The following is a 17,212-nucleotide window of genomic DNA, read 5'->3' as shown; positions in this document are numbered from 1 at the left end:
CGATCACTCAGCTGGCCGGGAGGTCCACCAGCACGGCGAGGTCGCTGCGGTGCCGGTCGGGCGTGCCGAGGGCCAGCTGGTCGGACTTGGCCCGCTTGAGGCGGGTGTGCACGAGGGCCTCCCAGGTCATGCCGATGCCGCCGTGCAGCTGCAGGGCCTCCTCCGCGGCGCGGACGGCCGCGTCGGAGCAGAAGGCCTGGGCCACGGCCTGCGAGACCTGCTGGTCGGGGTCGTCGTCGGCGAGCGTGCCGGCGGCCTGTCGGGCCGCCGCCTGGGCGCTCACGAGCAGCAGGTAGAGGTCGGCCAGGCGGTGCTTGATCGCCTGGAAGGAGCCGATCGGGCGGGCGAACTGCACCCGCGTCTTGGCGTACTCCACGGTCGTCTCGAGGCACCACTGCGCCAGACCGAGCTGCTCGGAGGCGAGCAGTGCCGCGCCAGCGGCCAGGGCAGCGTCGACGGCCACCTCGGCGCGCGTCCCGGACGCGACCTCGCTCCCCTGGCCGGTCACCGTCACGCGGGCGAGCGGACGGGTCATGTCGAGCGAGGTGATCGCTTCCACCTCCACGTCACCGCGGTCATACGCGCGCAGGGAGGGCACGCCCCCTTCGCCCGTGGTGGGGACCAGGAAGAGGTCCGCGTCGAGGGCGCCGGCGACCGGCTCCGTGCTCCCCGACACCGCCGACCAGGCACCCCGACGGGCGGTCCAGGGCAGCACGAGGACAGCGGTGCGCTCGCCCGAGGCGAGCGCCGGCAGGTGCTGCTCGTCGCCCGCCTCGAGCAGGGCGGTCGTCGCGATGACGGCGCTGGTGAGGAAGGGCACGGGTGCGACCGCACGGCCGAGCTCCTCCAGGACAACGGCTGCCTCACGCGGGCCGGCCTCGACGCCGCCGAGGGACTCGGGGACGAGCAGGCCGGCGAGGCCGAGCTGCCCGGCGAGCGCCTGCCAGAGCGCGCCCACATCGGTGTCCGGCTCGTCGTAGAGGCGAGCAGGCAGACCCTCGTCGAGGGAACGCTGCAGGGTGGACCGCACGCTGGAGCGCAAGGACTCCTCGACGTCGGTGTAGAGAAGATCGGTCATCGCGGCACGTCCTTGAAGGGGATGCCCTTGTCAGGGCGGTGGTCCGGGGGCAGGCCGAGCACGCGCTCGGCGACGATGTTGCGCATGATCTCGCTGGTACCACCCTCGATGGAGTTGCCCTTGGCGCGCAGGTAGCGGAAGCCGGGGCCGTGGCCGAGGAAGGAGCCGCCCTCGGGCCGCACCATGGTCCAGTCGTGGTAGGTCAGGCCCTCCTCGGGCGCGAGCTCGAGGGCGAACCCGGTGACCTGCTGGGCCTGCTGGGCGAAGGCCAGCTTCATCGCCGAGCTCTCGGGCCCGGGCTGGCCGGCCTCGAGACCCTGGCGCAGGCGCTCGCCGGCGAGGCGGGTCACCTCGGTCTCGACCCACCACTGCATGAGCTCGGTGTGGTTGCCGGGCGTGCGCACGGAGGGGTCCGTGCGCCAACGCTCGGTGACCAGGCCGATCTGGCCGGCCTCGCGGTCGTTGCCGGCGCTGATCGCGACCCGCTCGTTGTTGAGTGTCGTCGTGGCGACCTTCCACCCCTCGCCGATGGCACCCACGCGGTTGCGGTCGTGGACGCGCACCCCGGTGAGGAAGACCTCGTTGAACTCGGCCTCACCCGTGATCTGACGAAGGGGGCGGACCTCGATCCCCGGATCGGTCATGTCGACGAGGAAGTAGGTCAGGCCCGCGTGCTTGGGGACCGAGGTGTCGGTGCGGGCCACGAGGATGGCGAAGTCGGCGTTGTGCGCGCCGGAGGTCCACACCTTTTGCCCGTCGACGACCCACTCGTCGCCGTCGGGGACCGCACGGGTCGCGACGGCAGCCAGGTCGGACCCGGCACCGGGCTCGCTGAAGAGCTGGCACCAGATCTCCGTGCAGGCGAACAGGGGTCGCAGGTAGCGCTCCTGCAGCTCCTGCGAGCCGAAGGCCAGGATCGTCGGCGCGGCCATGCCCAGGCCGATGCTGTTGCGGCCGAAGTCCGGTCGCGGTGCGCCCGCCGCATCCAGCAGCGCGTCGACCTCGAGCTGGCGGCCGCGGGAGATGCCCAGGCCCCCCTTGCCCTCGGGGAAGTGCACCCATGCCAGGCCGGCGTCGTACTGGGCGCCGAGGAAGTCCGCGGCGTCGCTCGTTCGGGGGTCGTGGCTCGCGAGGAGCTCCTCGACCCGCTGCTTCAGGTCAGACATGTGCGGTCATCCTCCGGATCTCGTGGCGGGCGAGGGCGTTCTTGTGCACCTCGTCGGGGCCGTCGGCGAAGCGCAGGGTGCGCACCTGGGCGTACCACTCGGCGACCGGGAAGTCCTGGCTGAGGCCGCCGGCGCCGTGCACCTGGACGGCCTTGTCGAGGATCCACTCGACGGTGGCCGGCGCGGCGATCTTGATCGCCTGGATCTCCGTGTGGGCGCCCTTGTTGCCGACCGTGTCCATCAGCCAAGCGGCCTTGAAGGTGAGCAGCCGCAGCTGCTCGATCCGCACGCGCGACTCCGCGATCCAGTCACGGATCACGCCCTGCTCCGACAGGGGCTTGCCGAAGGCGACCCGGCTGGCGGCGCGCTCGACCATCAGCTCCAGGGAACGCTCGGCGATGCCGATCAGGCGCATGCAGTGGTGGATCCGGCCGGGACCGAGCCGGGCCTGGGCGATGGCGAAGCCGCTGCCCTCCTCACCGATGAGGTTGCTCACCGGGACCCGCACGTCGGTGAAGTCGATCTCGGCGTGGCCGCCGTGGTCGCGGTCGTCGTACCCGAAGACCTTCATCCCGCGACGCACGTCCACACCGGGAGCGTCCCGCGGCACGAGGATCATCGACTGCTGCTTGTGACGGTCCGCCGTGGGGTCCGTCTTGCCCATGAGGATGAGCACCTTGGCGTTGGGGTTCATCGCGCCGGAGATGTACCACTTGCGGCCGTTGATGACGTACTCGTCGCCGTCGCGCACGATCGAGGTCTCGATGTTGGTCGCGTCGGAGCTGGCCACCCGAGGCTCGGTCATGGCGAAGGCCGAGCGGATCTCGCCGGCGAGCAGGGGCGTGAGCCACTGCTCCTTCTGCTCGTCGGTGCCGAACATGTTCAGCACCTCCATGTTGCCGGTGTCCGGCGCGGCACAGTTGGTCACCACGGGGGCGATGTGCAGGCTGCGCCCGAGGATCTCGCACAGCGGTGCGTACTGCAGGTTGGTCAGGCCGGCGCCGTCCTCGCCGGGGAGGAAGAGGTTCCACAGCCCCTGGCTGCGGGCGGCCTCCTTGGCCGGCTCGATGATCGGCGGCGGCGACCAGCGGTCGGGGGCCGCGTCGATCTGCTCCTGGAATGCCGCCTCGATGGGGTAGACGTGCTCGTCCATGAAGGCGGTCAGCTGCTCTTGCAGCTCGGTGGTCCTGGCGTCCAGCGTGAAGTCCACGGGTCGCTCCCTTCGCTCAGGTGGTGGGGGTGGTGGCCCGGGCGGGCCGCTCACCGGTGGTCGCGATGTCCCCGCGGTCGATGGCCCGCTTGAGGATCTTGCCGGTGGCGCCCTTGGGCAACGCCTCCACCAGCTGGTAGATCCGCGGGACCTTGTAGGCCGCGACCCGCTCCTCGAGCCAGATGCGCAGCTCGGTGGGGTCGATGCTCCGGCCCGGCTGCGGCGTGATGACCGCAGCGATCTCCTCGCCGAGACGCTCGTCGGGCACCCCGATGACGGCCGCCTCGAGGATGTCCGGGTGCCCGTAGAGCACCTCCTCGACCTCCCGCGGGTAGACGTTGTACCCGCCTCGGATCACGAGGTCCTTCTTGCGGTCGACGATCCACAGGTCACCGTCATCGTCCATCCGGCCGATGTCGCCGGTGAGGAACCAGTCGCCGTGGCGTACCGCAGCGGTGGCCTCGGGCTTGTTCCAGTACTCGCGCATGACGACCGGACCACGGATCGCGACCTCGCCGACCTCGCCCGGAGGCAGCTGGCTGCCGTGCTCGTCGAAGATGGCGAGCGCGCAGCCGTCGACGGCCCGCCCGACACTCATCTCCTTGCGCGGGTGGATCGCCCGGTTGACGGTCGCCGCGCCGGTCGTCTCGCTCAGCCCGTAGCCATCGAGGACGACCGCGCCAAAGCGCTCCTGGAAGGCCTTGCCGACCTCGAGGGGCAGCGCGGCACCGCCGGAGCAGGCCAGGCGCAGGTGCGACAGGTCCTCCGCCGTCAGGTCCGTCTCGGCGTGGAGCATGGCATTCCACATCGTCGGCACGCCGGCGAGCGAGGTCAGCTCCTGGTCCGCCGCCAGCTGCAGCAGCCCCGCGGGGTCGAAGGGCCGCTGCAAGGTCATGCCGCCGCCGAAGGTGAAGGTCGTGAACATGACCGAGGCCTGGCCGAAGACGTGGAAGAGGGGAAGGGCGGTGCCCATGTGGTCCTCGCCCGTCACCTCCAGCGCCTCGGCGTAGGCCGCACCGCAGGACAGCAGGTTGCCGTGCGTGAGGACGGCTCCCTTGGGGGCGCCGGTCGTCCCGGAGGTGTAGAGCAGCACGGCGGCATCGTCGGCGGTCACGTCGGCGAGGCCGATGCCCTCGTCGGAGGAGCGCACGCAGCCGGGCTCGAGCACCCACAGCGCGATGCCTGCCGCGGACGCCGTCCCCGCCACGGGGCCGTCGTCCTCGTGCCAGCCGATCGCGAAGGTGCAACCGGCGTCGTCGACGAAGTGGGTCAGCTCGCGCTGGGTGCACAGCGGGTTGACGGTGACGGCGGTCGCGCCGATGGCGAGCAGCGCGTGATAGGTGAGGACGAACTCCGCGCACGTCGGGACGACCATGAGGACCCGGTCCCCGGGACGCACCCCCCGCTCGGTGAGCTCCTCGATGGCGCCCCGGACGCCGGCGCGCAGCTGCGCGAAGGTCCACGAACGCTCTCCGTCGCGCACGGCGATGGCGTCGGGCGTCCGGTCGGCCCAGGTCCAGATCAGGCTGGCTCCGTTCGTCATCAGACCTCTCCCATCAGGTGTCGCTGGTAGCGCTGCATGCCGTGGATCCACCGGTCGTGGTCTGCGGCCTTGCGCCGCATGAACTCGCGCACGTCGGCGTGCGGAGTGATGAGGAAGGTGCCCTCCGCGACCGAGGCAAGCACCTGGTCAGCGACCTCCCGGGGGGTCAGCACCTCGCCCGCGCCGGTCACGGCAGCGGCGGCGACCTTGCCCCCGGTGCCACCACCGGAGGTCATCCCCGACCGGAGCATCTCCGTGTCGACACCCATGGGACACAGGCAGCTGACGCCGATGCCGTCGTCGCCATAGGTCACGGCGAGCCACTCGGCGAAGCCGACGGCCGCATGCTTGGTCATCGAGTAGGTGGCCGAGCCGATCTGCGTGAGCAGGCCTGCGGCAGAGGCGGTGGTCACGAAGTATCCCGAGCCGCGCTGGACCCACTGCGGCACGAGCGCCCGGGCGGCGCGCACATGGGCCAGGACGTTGATGTCGATCGCCTGCTGCCACTGCTCATCGGTGGCGGACATGCCCAGCCCGTCCCCGATGCCGGCGTTGGCGAAGAAGAGGTCGACGGGACCGAAGCTCACCTGCGCCGTCGCGATCATCCGCGCGATGACGTCCTCGCTCGAGGCGTCACCGGCGACGGCGACCGCCCCGATGCGCTCGGCCGTCGCGGCCAGCCGTGCCTCGTCGATGTCAGAGATGACGACGTGGGCGCCCCCGTCGACGAGGGCCTCGGCGAGCGCTGCCCCGATGCCACCGGCGGCACCGGTGACGATCGCAACCTTGTCCTTGATCTGCATCGCGGTGCCCATCAGTCGCACGGCCCGCCGGCGACGTAGAGGACCTGTCCGGTGGTGAAGCCGGCGCCCTCGCTGACGAAGAAGGAGACGGCGTGGGCGATGTCCTCGGGCCGACCGGTGCGGGCGACGGGCGCCTGCTCGCGGGCCATCTTCTTCAGCTCCTCGAAGTCGATGCCGATGCGCTCCGCGGTCTCCTGGGTCATCTCGGTCTCGATGAAGCCCGGGGCGATCGCGTTGGCCGTGACGCCGAACTTGCCCAGCTCGATCGCCAGGGTCTTGGTCAGGCCCTGCATGCCGGCCTTGGCCGCCGAGTAGTTGACCTGGCCGCGGTTGCCCTGGGCCGAGGTGGAGGAGAGGTTGACGATGCGGCCGTGACGCTCCTGCGTCATGTAGGCCTGGCAGGCCTTGGTCATGAGGAAGGCACCACGCAGGTGCACCGCCATGACCGAGTCCCAGTCCTCCACGCTCATCTTGAAGATGAGGTTGTCGCGGATGATGCCGGCGTTGTTGACCAGCACCGTCGGTGCGCCGAGCTCGTCGGCGATGCGCTGGACCGCTGCCTCCACCTGCTCCGGGTCGGAGACATCGGCGCCGACGGCCAGTGCCCGGCCCCCCTCCTGGGTGATCGACTCGACGACGGGCACGCAGGCCGACTCGTCGAGGTCGAGGACGGCGACGGCCATCCCGTCTGCGGCCAGTCGGCGGGCGACACCGGCGCCGATGCCTCGGGCTGCACCGGTGACGACGGCGACGCGTTGCTGGTCTGTGGTCATGTGAGAGCTCCTGTGATCTCGGCTGCCTGACGCCTCGAAACATACTTGAACCCGGCTTCAAGTTCAACTACGGTCAAGGGGACCTGTTCGTGATCGAAGGAGCTCACCATGACCCAGACCACCCAGCACCGCCCAGCGTCCGTGCAAGACCTCAAGGACCTCGTCGGCGTCGAGATCGGCCCCACCGAGTGGCACGTCGTCGACCAGGCCAAGATCGACGCCTTCGCCGAGCTCACCGGCGATCACCAGTGGATCCACGTCAACCCCGCGAAGGCAGCCGACTCCCCCTTCGGCTCGACGATCGCGCACGGCCTCTACAGCCTCTCGCGCACGCCGGCCTTCCTCGAGGAGCTGATGGCCTTCGACGGCTTCGCCCACAGCCTCAACTACGGCTACGACAAGGTGCGCTTCATCCACCCGCTGCCCGTGGGCTCGCGCATCCGTCTGCGGGCCGAGCTGACCAAGGTGGAGGAGACCGCTCCCGGCCAGGTCAACGTCGTGACGAAGCTGACCGTCGAGGCCGACGGCATCGACAAGCCGATCCTCGTCGCGGAGTCGATCGGCCGCTTCAGCGCCTGAGAACCCCTCGACGCACTCGGGCCCATGACCTCCGCGAGGTCATGGGCCCGAGTCGTGGGCGCGCCGGGTCAGCGGCGCACTCCCATGCTGCCGGCAAGCGGCAGGCTCCACGGCAGGGCCCGGTGGACGGCGATCTCGGCGTCGACGCGCTGCGCGAGCCCCTCGGGGAAGGCAGCGGCGCGGCGGGTGACGAGGTCGACGTGCCCCTCGAGGACCTCGAGGGTGTTGGCGACCGTTGCGGTGTCATGGTTGACGATCACCGAGATGCCGTGGAACACCTTGTTGCCGCGGTCCAGCCAGCGCACGTGGGCGGAGATCTCCTGACCGATGCGCACCTCGTCGTAGAAGCGGAAGTGCTGCTCCATGCTGAAGACACCGCACCTGCTGCGCTCGCGGTAGTCGTCGTCGAGACCGATCTGCTGCAGCGCCGTCTCGGAGGCGGCGAGGTGGAAGGCGTAGAAGTGCGCGACGTTGACGTGGCCGTTCTCGTCCTCCCACTCCGGGCCGGCGACGGCACGGCGGGACTCGGGGACCTGAGTGATCTCCTCGATCGAGGGCAGCGCCGGGCTCATGGCACCAGCACGACCTTGCCGGTCACCGTCCGACCCTCCAGGGAGGCCAGGGCCGCGGCCGCGCCCTCGAGCCGGTGGGTCTCCCCGACGACGGGACGCAGGGCGCCGCTGCGCAGGTGCGGGAGCATCGCGTCCCACTCCTTGCCCACGTGTCCCGGACGGGACATCGCGTAGGCGCCCCAGCCGACTCCGACGACGGAGACATTGTTGAGCAGCAGGCGGTTGACCTTGACCTGCGGGATCTCGCCGGCCGTGAAGCCGATGACGAGCAGTCGTCCGTGCTCCTTGAGGCTGCGCAGGGAGTCGGTGAAGCGGTCGCCGCCGACCGGGTCGACGACGATGTCCACACTGGCCTTGCCGACCGCGTCGAGGAAGCCGTCGGCCATGACGACCTCGTCCGCCCCTGCGGCCCGGGCGATCTCCCCCTTCGCCTCGGTGGAGACGACCCCGATGACCTTGCTCGCCCCGAAGGCCTTGGCCATCTGGATGGCCGCGGTCCCGATGCCGCCGGCCGCACCGTGGACGAGGACGGTCTCCCCCTCGGCCAGGCCACCACGCTCGACGAGCGCGAAGTAGACCGTCGCGTAGTTGAAGGTGAAGGACGCCGCCTCCTCGAAGGAGACCTCGTCGGGCAGGGCGAAGGTCAGGTCGGGACGGGCCAGCGCCTTCTCGGCGAAGCCTCCGAGCAGGGTCAGCGCCGCCACGCGGTCACCGACGGACAGCCCGCTGCCCTCGGGGGCAGCCGAGACGACCCCGGCGACCTCGGCCCCGGGGACGAAGGGGAGGTCCGGCTTCATCTGGTAGAGCCCCCGGGTCTGCAGCAGCTCGGGGAAGGCCACACCGGCCGCCTTGACGTCGATCGTCACGAGCTTGTCGTTGCTGGGGTCGGGCAGGTCGACGACCTCGACGGCCTCGGGTCCGTCGAGGGTGGAGATGTGGATGGCGCGCATGGTGGTTCCCTTCGGTGGATCAGAGCTGGAGGAGGAGCTTGCCGGTGTTGACCCCGTCGAAGAGGCCGAGCAGGGCCTCGGGGAAGGCGGCGACGCCGCCGTCGAGGACGGTCTCCGTCGCGACGAAGCGGCCGTCGCGGATCAGGTCGCCGATGCCGGAGATCGCCTCGCCGTAGCGGTCCTCGTAGTCCATGACGACGAAGCCCTGCATGCTCGCGCGGAAGACGAGCAGCGCCATGTAGCGGCGCGGGCCCTCGGCGAGGGTCTCGTCGTTGTAGGTCGAGATGGCACCGCAGATGGCGATCCGGGCGCCGTGCGCGAGATTGGCCAGGGCCGCGTCGAGCGACTCGCCACCGACATTGTCGAAGTAGACGTCCACGCCATCGGGCGCGGCCGCGCGCACCTGCTTGAGCAGGTTTCCCTCTCGGCGGTCGATGACCTCGTCGAGCCCGAGCTCGCGCAGCCAGTCCACCTTGTCCGGGCCACCGGCGATGCCGATGACCCGACACCCCTTGGCCTTGGCCAGCTGGGCGACGGTGCTGCCGACGGCGCCGGCCGCGGCGGAGACGAGCACGGTGTCACCCGGCTTCGCTCGAGCCACGTCCTCGAGACCGAACCACGCGGTCATGCCGGGCATGCCGAGCGCGCCCAGCCAGGTGCTCATCGGGGCGAGGTCGAGGTCGAGGTGAGCCACTCCCTTCCCGCTGGAGATGGCGTACTCGCGCACGCCGAAGGTCCCACTGACGACATCGCCGACGGCGAAGTCGTCGTGCTGCGAGGCGATGACCGTCCCGGCACCGAAGGCACGCATGACCGCGCCGATCTTCACGGGCGGCAGGTAGGAGCGCACGTCGTTGAGCCAGCCGCGCATGGCGGGGTCGAGCGAGATCTGCTGCATCTCGACGAGGAACTCCCCCGGCCCGGGCTCGGGCACCTCGCTCGTGGCGAGCTCCCAGGTGCTCTCGTCGGGGCGGCCGTGCGGACGGGCGGCGAGGCGGATCTCCTGCGAGGTCCGGGTCATGGGGTGCTCCTGTGGTCGAGTCGGCGGTGACGTGGCCACCATCCCACAACGTGAATCCACATTCAACTACTCTTGAACCCTGATTCAAGTACGGCTACGGTCGTCTCACACTCCCGAGCGAAGGACCACCATGGACATCCCTGCACTCTTTTCCCTCGACGCCCGCGTCGCCCTCGTCACCGGCGGTTCCCGCGGCATCGGTCGGATGATCACCGAGGGGCTGCTCAGCCAGGGCGCGACGGTCTACATCACCGCGCGCAAGGAGGAGGCCTGCCGGGCGACGGCCGCTGAGCTGACGGAGCAGTTCGGCGAGGGCCGCTGTGTCGCCCTGCCCGGCGATGTCTCGACGACCGCCGGCATCACGGCCCTGCTCGAAGCCTTCGGCGAGCACGAGAGCCACCTCGACATCCTCGTCAACAACGCCGGCGCGGCATGGGGCGAAGCCTTCGACACCTTCCCCGAGAGCGGCTGGGACAAGGTCATGGACCTCAACGTCAAGGCGCCCTTCTTCCTCACCCAGGCCGCCAAGGGCCTGCTGCTCGCCGGGCACCAGCGCAGCGGCCACCTGGCCAAGGTCATCAACATCGCGTCCATCGACGGGCTCTCCCTCAACCCGATGGAGACGTACTCGTATCACGCGAGCAAGGCAGGCGTGGTGCACCTGACCAAGCGGATGGCGGTCACGCTCGCCCCCGAGGGCATCATCGTCAGCGCGATCGCGCCCGGCGCCTTCGCCTCCAATATGAACAAGGAGGCGCGCGACCACGGGGACGAGATCTCCGGCAGCATCCCGTCCGGACGCATCGGTCGCTCCGAGGACATGGCTGCCGCGGCGATCTATCTCGCCTCGGACGCCGGCGACTACGTCGTCGGCAGCACCCTCACCGTCGACGGTGGGGTCACCATCGCCCGGTGACCTCGGTCGAGCATGACGCAGGGGGTGCCACCGGTCGGTGGCACCCCCTGCGTCGTGCTGGCTCGTCGCGCTCGGCTCAGTCCGCGCGCAGCTCCGGTTGCGTGAGCCCGAGCGCATTGGTCCACATGCGGGTGGCCGCGTCGACGAGCTCGTCGACGGGTGCGAGGAGGAACTCGTGGACGAAGGCGTCCTGCGCCAGGCGCGAGACCATGCCGGACAGCGCCATCGCCGCCGTCGTCGCGTCGACGCCACGGTCCGCCAACCCGCGGGCCTGCAGCTCGGCGATCGCCTTGGCATTGCGCATGACGAAAGCATTGGCCCTGGCCTGCCGCAGGGCGCGGATCTTGGGGTCGACGGTCGCGACCTGCAGGAGGAGCTGGTTGAGCCGGGCATTGCGCCGGTAGGCCTCGAAGTAGGCGCGGTTGCTCGCCGTGATGATCGCAACCGGGTCGTCCGATGCCTCCATGCGGCTGGTCCCGGGGTGGAGCATCTCGCTCTGTGCCTGGTGCAGGACGGCGGCGAAGACCTCGTCCTTGCTGTCGAACCACGTGTAGAAGCTGCCGATCGAGCACTTGGCCTCTGCCGCGATGTCGACGAGGCGTGAGTCGACGAAGCCATCCCGCTCGAAGATCGTGCGGGCGGCGGCGATGAGCGCCTCCCGGGTGCGCTTGCCGCGCGCCGTCTGCGGCTGGGTGCCGAGGTGCTCGGCGTCGACGAGATCGGGGACCTCCGTGGTGGTGTCTGCGTCGCTGGCCATGCCGGACATGCTAATGCGCGTCGTCCAGCACGACGTGCGCACACGCGACGAGCTCGTCCACGGCCTCCGCGGGGATCGCGCCCACCGCCGTGAGGTTGCGCGGGTCGTCGAGCTGACGACGGCGCACTCCCTCGAGGATGATCGCGAGCTTCCACAGCCCCAACCCGTGCCAGAAGGGCACGGCCGTGACATCGCGACCGGCCACCTGCGCATAGTGCTCGACGAGCTCGTCGCGGGTGGCGAAGCCTTCGACCGTCGAGGCATCGAAGCGCATGCTCGGCGGATCGCCCGCCTGGGGCCAGTACGCCAACAGGGTCCCGAGATCGGCGAGCGGGTCGCCGAGGGTGGCCAGCTCCCAGTCGAGGATCGCCCGCACCTGCGCGTCGTCCGGGTCGACGATGACATTGCGCAGGTGGCTGTCGCCGTGGACGAGGCTGATCTCGCCCGGCGCCGGCGCGCGCTCCTGCAGCCGGTCGGTCAGTCGCTCCAGGTCGGGCAGCTCCCGCGTGCGGGAGAGCTCCCACTGCCCCGCCCAGCGGCGCAGCTGCCGCGCGGCATAGGGCTTGTGGCTCGCCAGGTCGTGCAGACCGACCCGCTCGAGGTCGACGGCATGGATGCGGGTGAGGGTGTCCGTGAGGGAGAGCCCGACGGCATGGCGGGCTGGCGGGGCGAGGCCCTCCGCGTCGCTCCGGTCATCGAGCACGAGCCCGTCGACGAAGGAGACGACGAGGACCGGCTGGTCGGCGACTGCCGGGTCCTCGCACAGCCCGTGGACGACGGGAAGGGGGACATCGCTCGACTGGAGCGCCGAGAGGATCCGGTGCTCCCGTGCGACATCGTGCGCCGACGCGAGCAGCTCCCCCATCGGGGGGCGCCGCAGGACCAGGCGCACCCCCTTCGCATCCGTGGCGAGGTAGGTGAGGTTGGACTGCCCCAACCCCACCCGCTCGTAGGTCAACGGCGGTTCGACGTCGACCCGCGCGCTGATCCACGCCGTCATCGCCGTCGTGTCGACGCCCTCGATCACTTCTTGCCCCACTCCGGGCTGCGGCGGCGGTACTCGCGCCGGGCGATCGTCATCTTGTGCACCTCGTCGGGGCCATCGGCCAGACGAAGGGTCCGCATGTGGGCGTACCACATGGCCAGCGGGAAGTCGTCACTCACGCCACCTCCGCCGTGCACCTGGATGGCCCGGTCGAGGACCTTCAGGGCCATCTGCGGTGCGGCCACCTTGATCGCGGCGATCTCGGTGCGGGCGACCTTGTTGCCCACGGTGTCCATCATGTGCGCGGCCTTGAGGGTGAGCAGTCGGACCATCTCGATCTCGATGCGGGCCTCGGCGACCCAGTCCATGATGTTGGACCGGTTGGCCACGGGCTCACCGAAGGTGATCCTGGACTGGGCGCGGTCGATCATCAGGTCCAGGGCGCGTTCGGCCACACCGATGGCGCGCATGCAGTGGTGGATGCGGCCCGGCCCGAGGCGGGCCTGGCTGATCATGAAGCCGTCGCCCTCACCGGCGAGCAGGGCCTCGCGCGGCACGCGCACGTTGTCGAAGACGACCTCGGCGTGACCCTCACGGTCCATGTAGCCGAAGACCGGCAGGCCACGCACGATCGTGACGCCCGGGGCGTCGATCGGGACGACCATCATCGACTGCTGGCGGTGCGTCGGGGCGTCCGGGTCGGTCTTGCCCATGACGATCATGACCTTGCAGTTCTGGTGCAGGGCATTGGAGGTCCACCACTTGCGGCCGTTGATGACGTACTCGTCACCGTCGCGCTCCATGCGCGTCTCGACATTGGTCGCGTCCGAGCTGGCGACCGCCGGCTCGGTCATGGCGAAGGCCGAGGCCATCTCGCCGGCGAGCAAGGGCTTGAGGTACTTCTCCTTGTGCTCCTCGGTGCCGAAGAGGGTCAGCACCTCCATGTTGCCGGTGTCGGGCGCATTGCAGTTGATCGCCTCGGGAGCGATCTCGATGCTGCGTCCGGTGATCTCGGCGAGGTGGGCGTACTCGAGGTTGGTCAGGCCCGGCCCCCACTCGGTGTGCGGGTGGAAGAGGTTCCACAGGCCCTGGCTGCGCGCCTCCGCCTTGAGGTCCTCGAGCACCTGCGGGTGGTGGTTGGCGTTGCCGGAGGCGCGCATCTGCTCGCGGTAGACGCTCTCCGCGGGGTAGACGTGCTCGTCCATGAAGGTGAGCAGGCGGTCGCGGTAGTCCTGGCCGCGTTCACTGAGTTCGAACATCGTGGTGATCCTTTGGCTCGTGGTGTGGTCGACGACCGGTCAGCGGGTGGCGCCGGTCGGGGTGGGAAGGGAGAGGGCCTCGCGGACACGAGGGATGGACTCGGCAGCGGTGCGGTGGAGGATGCCGCGGATCCCGAGGCGCGCGGCGCCGACGAGGTTGTGCTCGAGGTCATCGACGAGCACGCAGTGCTCGGGCTCGACGCCGAGTCGTCGGCAGGCGATGCGGTAGATCTCGCGGGAGGGCTTGCGTATGCCGACCTGCCCCGAGATGACCGTGACGTCGAAGAGCTCGTCGAGGTCGACCCGGGCGTAGCAGTCGCGACCCAACGAGTTGGAGACGAGCGCGACGGGGACACCCGCGGCACGTGCCTGCCGGACGAGGTCGATCATCGGCTCGTCCAGGTCCATGTGCGTGGCCAGGCCGGCCAGCAGGCCCCGGGGCTCGATCCGGCCACCGGCCTCGACGAGCGCGGCCGCGAAGGCATCCTCGAAGCCCTCGTCGTCGAGCCGGCCGACCTCGTGCTCGGACAGCGCCACACGCGCCCCCTCATGGGTGGCGAGCACGCGCAGCGCGTCGTCGGGCCCGAGTCCGGCGTCGGCGCCGAGCGCCCGGAAGGCAGCGCCGATCGGGGCCGTGAGCACTCCCCCGAAGTCGATGAGCAGCGCCTGCGCCGGGCGCGCGTCGACCGGGGTCGGATCGGGTGACATCGTCGTCATGGGGGCACTCCTTGTGGTCTTCGGCCTCACCATAGGTATACTTGAACTTAGATTCAGATTCAAGTCTGTGACGACGATGTCCGAGGAGCCACCATCTCCAGCGCCGCCTTGCCACCCCCACCGCACCGCGGGGCCCTCGCGAGCGCCATCGCCGTGCTCTTCGGCATCACCGGCCTGGGGAGTGCAGCGGTCGCCGTCGCCCTCCCCGCCCTCGCCCAGGACCTCGAGCTGACGACCGGCCGCGCCGCGCTCGTCGTCAGCTGCTACTCCCTCGCGCTCGCGGTCGGCAGTGCGGTCTTCGGCCGCCTCGGTGACATGTTCGGCATCCGCCTGCCCCTGCTCATCGGCATGTCCGTCATGGTCACCGCAGCCTGCGCCGGTGCGCTCGTGGACTCCCTTCCCGCGCTCATCCTCACGCGGACCCTGCAGGGCGTGGGGGCAGCGGCGGTGCCGGCCCTGACGCTCGCCGCCATCCAGGCCCTCTTCGCCGGTGACGGCCGAGCCCGGGCCCTGGCCACGTACTCCGGCGTCGGGGCCACGATCAATGCTCTCGGGCCCGTCGCAGGGGCCCTGCTCGTCGACCCCTTCGGGTGGCGGCCCGTCGTGGCCATCCCGGTCTTCACCCTCCTCGTGGTCCCCCTCGTCTGGCGCGACCTGCCGACCCACCGTCAGCCCGGAGCGACGCTCGACCCCGTCGGCGCCCTGCTCGTGGCCGGCGCCGCCACCGGTGCCGTCCTGTCCCTGCAGGTGGCGACGCTCGGCGGCACCACCGCGCTCGTCGGCCTCCTCCTGCTGCTGGCGAGCGCTCCGGCGGCCGTCCTGCGCGTGCGCCGTCGACCGCACGGTGTCATCCCGGCAGCACTCGTGCGCGACCGCACCGTGCGGCTCAGTCTGCTGACTGCCGCGAGCCTGCCGTCCGCGTGGTTCGGGATGCTCGTGGCCGTGCCCACCGTCCTCATCGCCCACGGCTGGTCGGGCACCCAGGTCGGGCTGCTGCTCCTGCCATGCGCCGCCCTGGGGGTCGTCGCCCCCCGCATCACGGGCCCTGCACTCATCCGCTTCGGCACCACCCGCAGCCAGCTGCTCGCCACGACGGGAGTCACCAGCGCGGTGGTCCTCGCAGCGATCGGCTCGGCCCTGGTCAACCCCGGAGCGCTCATCGCCGCGACCCTGCTGCTCATGCTCTCCTTCGGCCTCGGGCAGCCGGCGATGACGGCGCTCGTCGCCGACTCCGTCCCCGTGCACACCCGCGGTGGAGCGCTCGGCCTGCTCACCCTCGTCTTCCTCCTCGGGGGCAGCCTCGGGGCCGCCACCGTCGGGGGCCTCGGGGACGCCATCGGGTTCCCCCGCGCCCTCCTCGTCCTGGCGGCCCTCCCCGCAGTGGCTGCACTCGCCTTCGCCCGTCCGATCTCGACCCACCGACCCGACCCCCAACCCCAGGAGATCTCGTGACCGACACCGACCACGTCCTGTACGACCTCACCGATGGCATCGCCACCATCACCCTCAACCGACCCGACCGGCGCAATGCGATGTCGGTCCCGATGATCGAGCGGCTCGGCGAGCTCCTCGCGCAGACCGACGAGGACCCGGCAGTGCGTGTCCTGGTGCTCACCGGCGCCGGTCGTGCCTTCTGCGCCGGCGGCGATGTCCAGCAGTTCGACGCCGACGGGGGCGAAGGGGGCGGCGCCACCGAGGTCGACCCGGCTGCCGTGGCCGAGCAGCTGCGCCACCAGGAGCTGACCGTCGGCCGCCTCCACGCCTTCACCAAGCCGACGATCGCCGCCCTCCCGGGCGCTGCTGCCGGCGCGGGCCTGGGCCTCGCCCTCGCCACCGACCTGCGCATCGGCACACCGCGCACCGTCGTCGCGACGGCCTTTGCCACGGTCGCCCTCTCCGGAGACTTCGGCGTGGCCTGGCTGCTGGACCGACTCGTCGGACCGGCACGCGCCCGTGAGCTGATGCTGCTCAACCCGCGCCTCGACGGGCAGGCCTGTCTGGACCTCGGCCTGCTCACCCGGCTCGTGCCCGAGGACGAGCTCGAGGAGGGCACCCGCACGCTGGCGACCCAGCTCGCCGACGGCCCCGGCCTCGCGCTGGCCAACATCAAGCGCAACCTGCGCGAGGCCCCTCACCAGACGCTGTCGCAGTCGATGGCCGCCGAGGTACCCCGGCACAAGGCCTGCGGCCTGACGGGCGACCACGTCGAGGCCGCGCGCGCCTTCGTCGAGAAGCGTCCCCCGGTCTTCGCCCGCTGACGGATGTCGGTGCCCGGGCCTAGGTTGGGGACATGGCCCAGGTACTGCTCTTCCCCTCCGTCCTCGGTGTGCGTCAGGGCGTCACCGACCTCGCCGACGCACTTGCCGCGGCCGGCCACGGCGTGACCACGCTCGACCCGTACGACGGCGAGACCTTCGACGACTACGCGAGCGGCATGGCCGCCACCAAGTCGGTCGGCGACGAGGCGCTGCACGCCCAGGCACTGGCCGCGGCGCAGGGGCTCGCCGCCCCCTTCGTCGCCGTCGGCTTCTCGGTCGGCGGGGCCACCGCCCAGTGGGTCGCGGCGCAGTGCCCCGACACGGTCCGCGGGGTCGTCATGGTCGGTGGGGGCGTCCCGATGCGCTTCCTCGAGGCGACGTGGCCGCCCGGGGTCCCGGGGCAGGTCCACGTCACGTCGGAGGACCCCTTCCACGAGGAGGACCGGCAGTTCGACGACGAGGTGCAGGACGACGTGGAGCACGCCGGGGGCGAGTTCACCTTCGTCGAGTACCAGGGCGCGGGGCACCTCTTCACCGACCCGACACTGCGCGCCGAGTACCAGCCGGAGGAGGCACGCATCTTCACCCGACGCGTCCTCGAGTTCGTCGCGACGGTGGGCTGACC

Annotated in this window: 18 protein-coding genes; 5 read left to right on the top strand and 13 right to left on the bottom strand. The window is 70.8% G+C overall.

What is annotated here, in order from left to right; all coding sequences use genetic code 11:
• Positions 1-7: 7 nt before the first annotated feature.
• The 6 genes from JLI01S_RS04395 to fabG are packed head-to-tail and all read right to left on the bottom strand — an operon-like array spanning position 8 to position 6,573.
• The gene (locus JLI01S_RS04395; protein WP_068260584.1) at positions 8-1,078 is read right to left on the bottom strand and encodes an acyl-CoA dehydrogenase family protein; all 1,071 of its coding nucleotides are present in this window, start codon (positions 1,076-1,078) and stop codon (positions 8-10) included.
• The gene (locus JLI01S_RS04390; RefSeq protein WP_068260582.1) at positions 1,075-2,244 is read right to left on the bottom strand and encodes an acyl-CoA dehydrogenase family protein; all 1,170 of its coding nucleotides are present in this window, start codon (positions 2,242-2,244) and stop codon (positions 1,075-1,077) included. The genes JLI01S_RS04395 and JLI01S_RS04390 overlap by 4 nt, the downstream gene beginning before the upstream one ends.
• On the bottom strand, positions 2,237-3,454 hold the full coding sequence (locus JLI01S_RS04385) for an acyl-CoA dehydrogenase family protein (RefSeq protein WP_068260580.1): 1,218 nt from the start codon (positions 3,452-3,454) through the stop codon (positions 2,237-2,239). The genes JLI01S_RS04390 and JLI01S_RS04385 overlap by 8 nt, the downstream gene beginning before the upstream one ends.
• Positions 3,455-3,470: 16 nt before the next feature.
• Entirely contained in the window at positions 3,471-4,997 is a 1,527-nt protein-coding gene (locus tag JLI01S_RS04380) for a class I adenylate-forming enzyme family protein (RefSeq protein WP_068260576.1), read from the bottom strand.
• Entirely contained in the window at positions 4,997-5,812 is an 816-nt protein-coding gene (locus JLI01S_RS04375) for an SDR family oxidoreductase (RefSeq protein ID WP_245634523.1), read from the bottom strand. The genes JLI01S_RS04380 and JLI01S_RS04375 overlap by 1 nt, the downstream gene beginning before the upstream one ends.
• On the bottom strand, positions 5,812-6,573 hold the full coding sequence (gene fabG, locus JLI01S_RS04370; protein ID WP_068260573.1) for a 3-oxoacyl-ACP reductase FabG: 762 nt from the start codon (positions 6,571-6,573) through the stop codon (positions 5,812-5,814). Before fabG ends, JLI01S_RS04375 begins: the two co-directional genes overlap by 1 nt.
• Positions 6,574-6,681: 108 nt before the next feature.
• Here fabG and JLI01S_RS04365 point away from each other — a divergent pair, with 108 nt between their 5' ends.
• Positions 6,682-7,152 (top strand): MaoC family dehydratase, encoded by a 471-nt coding sequence (locus JLI01S_RS04365; protein ID WP_068260570.1) that lies wholly within the window; start codon positions 6,682-6,684, stop codon positions 7,150-7,152.
• A 68-nt stretch (positions 7,153-7,220) separates the two neighbouring features.
• Here the strand turns inward: JLI01S_RS04365 and JLI01S_RS04360 are convergent, their stop codons facing one another.
• From JLI01S_RS04360 to JLI01S_RS04350, 3 genes are read right to left on the bottom strand one after another with little or no spacing between them, the layout of a single operon-like run.
• On the bottom strand, positions 7,221-7,724 hold the full coding sequence (locus JLI01S_RS04360) for a thioesterase family protein (RefSeq protein WP_068260567.1): 504 nt from the start codon (positions 7,722-7,724) through the stop codon (positions 7,221-7,223).
• Positions 7,721-8,674, bottom strand: coding sequence for an NADPH:quinone oxidoreductase family protein (locus JLI01S_RS04355; protein ID WP_068260564.1), 954 nt, complete (start codon positions 8,672-8,674; stop codon positions 7,721-7,723). Before JLI01S_RS04355 ends, JLI01S_RS04360 begins: the two co-directional genes overlap by 4 nt.
• Positions 8,675-8,693: 19 nt before the next feature.
• Entirely contained in the window at positions 8,694-9,695 is a 1,002-nt protein-coding gene (locus JLI01S_RS04350) for an NADP-dependent oxidoreductase (protein WP_068260561.1), read from the bottom strand.
• 130 nt (positions 9,696-9,825) lie between these two features.
• Here JLI01S_RS04350 and JLI01S_RS04345 point away from each other — a divergent pair, with 130 nt between their 5' ends.
• Positions 9,826-10,611, top strand: coding sequence for an SDR family oxidoreductase (locus JLI01S_RS04345; protein WP_068260558.1), 786 nt, complete (start codon positions 9,826-9,828; stop codon positions 10,609-10,611).
• A 76-nt stretch (positions 10,612-10,687) separates the two neighbouring features.
• Here JLI01S_RS04345 and JLI01S_RS04340 read toward each other — a convergent pair whose 3' ends face one another.
• Genes JLI01S_RS04340 through JLI01S_RS04325 form a run of 4 tightly spaced genes read right to left on the bottom strand, consistent with a single transcriptional unit; the run spans position 10,688 to position 14,329 of the window.
• A complete protein-coding gene (locus JLI01S_RS04340; RefSeq protein ID WP_245634522.1) occupies positions 10,688-11,368 on the bottom strand; it encodes a TetR/AcrR family transcriptional regulator in 681 nt (226 codons plus the stop codon).
• Between the two features lie 10 nt (positions 11,369-11,378).
• The gene (locus JLI01S_RS04335) at positions 11,379-12,395 is read right to left on the bottom strand and encodes a phosphotransferase family protein (RefSeq protein WP_218005458.1); all 1,017 of its coding nucleotides are present in this window, start codon (positions 12,393-12,395) and stop codon (positions 11,379-11,381) included.
• Positions 12,392-13,612, bottom strand: a complete 1,221-nt coding sequence (locus JLI01S_RS04330) for an acyl-CoA dehydrogenase family protein (protein WP_068260552.1) — start codon at positions 13,610-13,612, stop codon at positions 12,392-12,394. Before JLI01S_RS04330 ends, JLI01S_RS04335 begins: the two co-directional genes overlap by 4 nt.
• A 39-nt stretch (positions 13,613-13,651) precedes the next feature.
• Positions 13,652-14,329 carry an HAD family hydrolase gene (locus tag JLI01S_RS04325; RefSeq protein ID WP_068260550.1) on the bottom strand — a complete coding sequence of 226 codons (678 nt, stop codon included), beginning with the start codon at positions 14,327-14,329 and terminating at the stop codon, positions 13,652-13,654.
• 108 nt (positions 14,330-14,437) lie between these two features.
• Here JLI01S_RS04325 and JLI01S_RS04320 point away from each other — a divergent pair, with 108 nt between their 5' ends.
• From JLI01S_RS04320 to JLI01S_RS04310, 3 genes are read left to right on the top strand one after another with little or no spacing between them, the layout of a single operon-like run.
• Positions 14,438-15,781 carry an MFS transporter gene (locus JLI01S_RS04320; protein WP_245634521.1) on the top strand — a complete coding sequence of 448 codons (1,344 nt, stop codon included), beginning with the start codon at positions 14,438-14,440 and terminating at the stop codon, positions 15,779-15,781.
• Positions 15,778-16,587: an enoyl-CoA hydratase-related protein gene (locus tag JLI01S_RS04315; RefSeq protein ID WP_068260543.1), complete on the top strand. Its 810-nt coding sequence runs from the start codon at positions 15,778-15,780 to the stop codon at positions 16,585-16,587. The genes JLI01S_RS04320 and JLI01S_RS04315 overlap by 4 nt, the downstream gene beginning before the upstream one ends.
• Before the next feature lie 32 nt (positions 16,588-16,619).
• Entirely contained in the window at positions 16,620-17,210 is a 591-nt protein-coding gene (locus tag JLI01S_RS04310) for a dienelactone hydrolase family protein (protein ID WP_068260540.1), read from the top strand.
• The last annotated feature ends 2 nt before the right edge of the window (positions 17,211-17,212 follow it).

Origin of the sequence: Janibacter limosus NBRC 16128, assembly GCF_001570985.1 — a bacterium.
GTDB lineage: Bacteria > Actinomycetota > Actinomycetes > Actinomycetales > Dermatophilaceae > Janibacter > Janibacter limosus.
The sequence above is the reverse complement of the archived record's forward strand: the minus strand, read 5'-3'. Positions and strand labels throughout refer to the sequence as shown.

Coding starts and splice junctions, on each gene's coding strand:
- JLI01S_RS04350 (WP_068260561.1), bottom strand. CDS start 9,695: ATGACCCGGACCTCGCAGGAGATCCGCCTCGCCGCCCGTCCGCACGGC.
- JLI01S_RS04340 (WP_245634522.1), bottom strand. CDS start 11,368: ATGGCCAGCGACGCAGACACCACCACGGAGGTCCCCGATCTCGTCGAC.
- JLI01S_RS04375 (WP_245634523.1), bottom strand. CDS start 5,812: ATGGGCACCGCGATGCAGATCAAGGACAAGGTTGCGATCGTCACCGGT.
- JLI01S_RS04355 (WP_068260564.1), bottom strand. CDS start 8,674: ATGCGCGCCATCCACATCTCCACCCTCGACGGACCCGAGGCCGTCGAG.
- JLI01S_RS04365 (WP_068260570.1), top strand. CDS start 6,682: ATGACCCAGACCACCCAGCACCGCCCAGCGTCCGTGCAAGACCTCAAG.
- JLI01S_RS04380 (WP_068260576.1), bottom strand. CDS start 4,997: ATGACGAACGGAGCCAGCCTGATCTGGACCTGGGCCGACCGGACGCCC.
- JLI01S_RS04330 (WP_068260552.1), bottom strand. CDS start 13,612: ATGTTCGAACTCAGTGAACGCGGCCAGGACTACCGCGACCGCCTGCTC.
- JLI01S_RS04345 (WP_068260558.1), top strand. CDS start 9,826: ATGGACATCCCTGCACTCTTTTCCCTCGACGCCCGCGTCGCCCTCGTC.
- JLI01S_RS04390 (WP_068260582.1), bottom strand. CDS start 2,244: ATGTCTGACCTGAAGCAGCGGGTCGAGGAGCTCCTCGCGAGCCACGAC.
- fabG (WP_068260573.1), bottom strand. CDS start 6,573: ATGACCACAGACCAGCAACGCGTCGCCGTCGTCACCGGTGCAGCCCGA.
- JLI01S_RS04395 (WP_068260584.1), bottom strand. CDS start 1,078: ATGACCGATCTTCTCTACACCGACGTCGAGGAGTCCTTGCGCTCCAGC.
- JLI01S_RS04360 (WP_068260567.1), bottom strand. CDS start 7,724: ATGAGCCCGGCGCTGCCCTCGATCGAGGAGATCACTCAGGTCCCCGAG.
- JLI01S_RS04310 (WP_068260540.1), top strand. CDS start 16,620: ATGGCCCAGGTACTGCTCTTCCCCTCCGTCCTCGGTGTGCGTCAGGGC.
- JLI01S_RS04325 (WP_068260550.1), bottom strand. CDS start 14,329: ATGACGACGATGTCACCCGATCCGACCCCGGTCGACGCGCGCCCGGCG.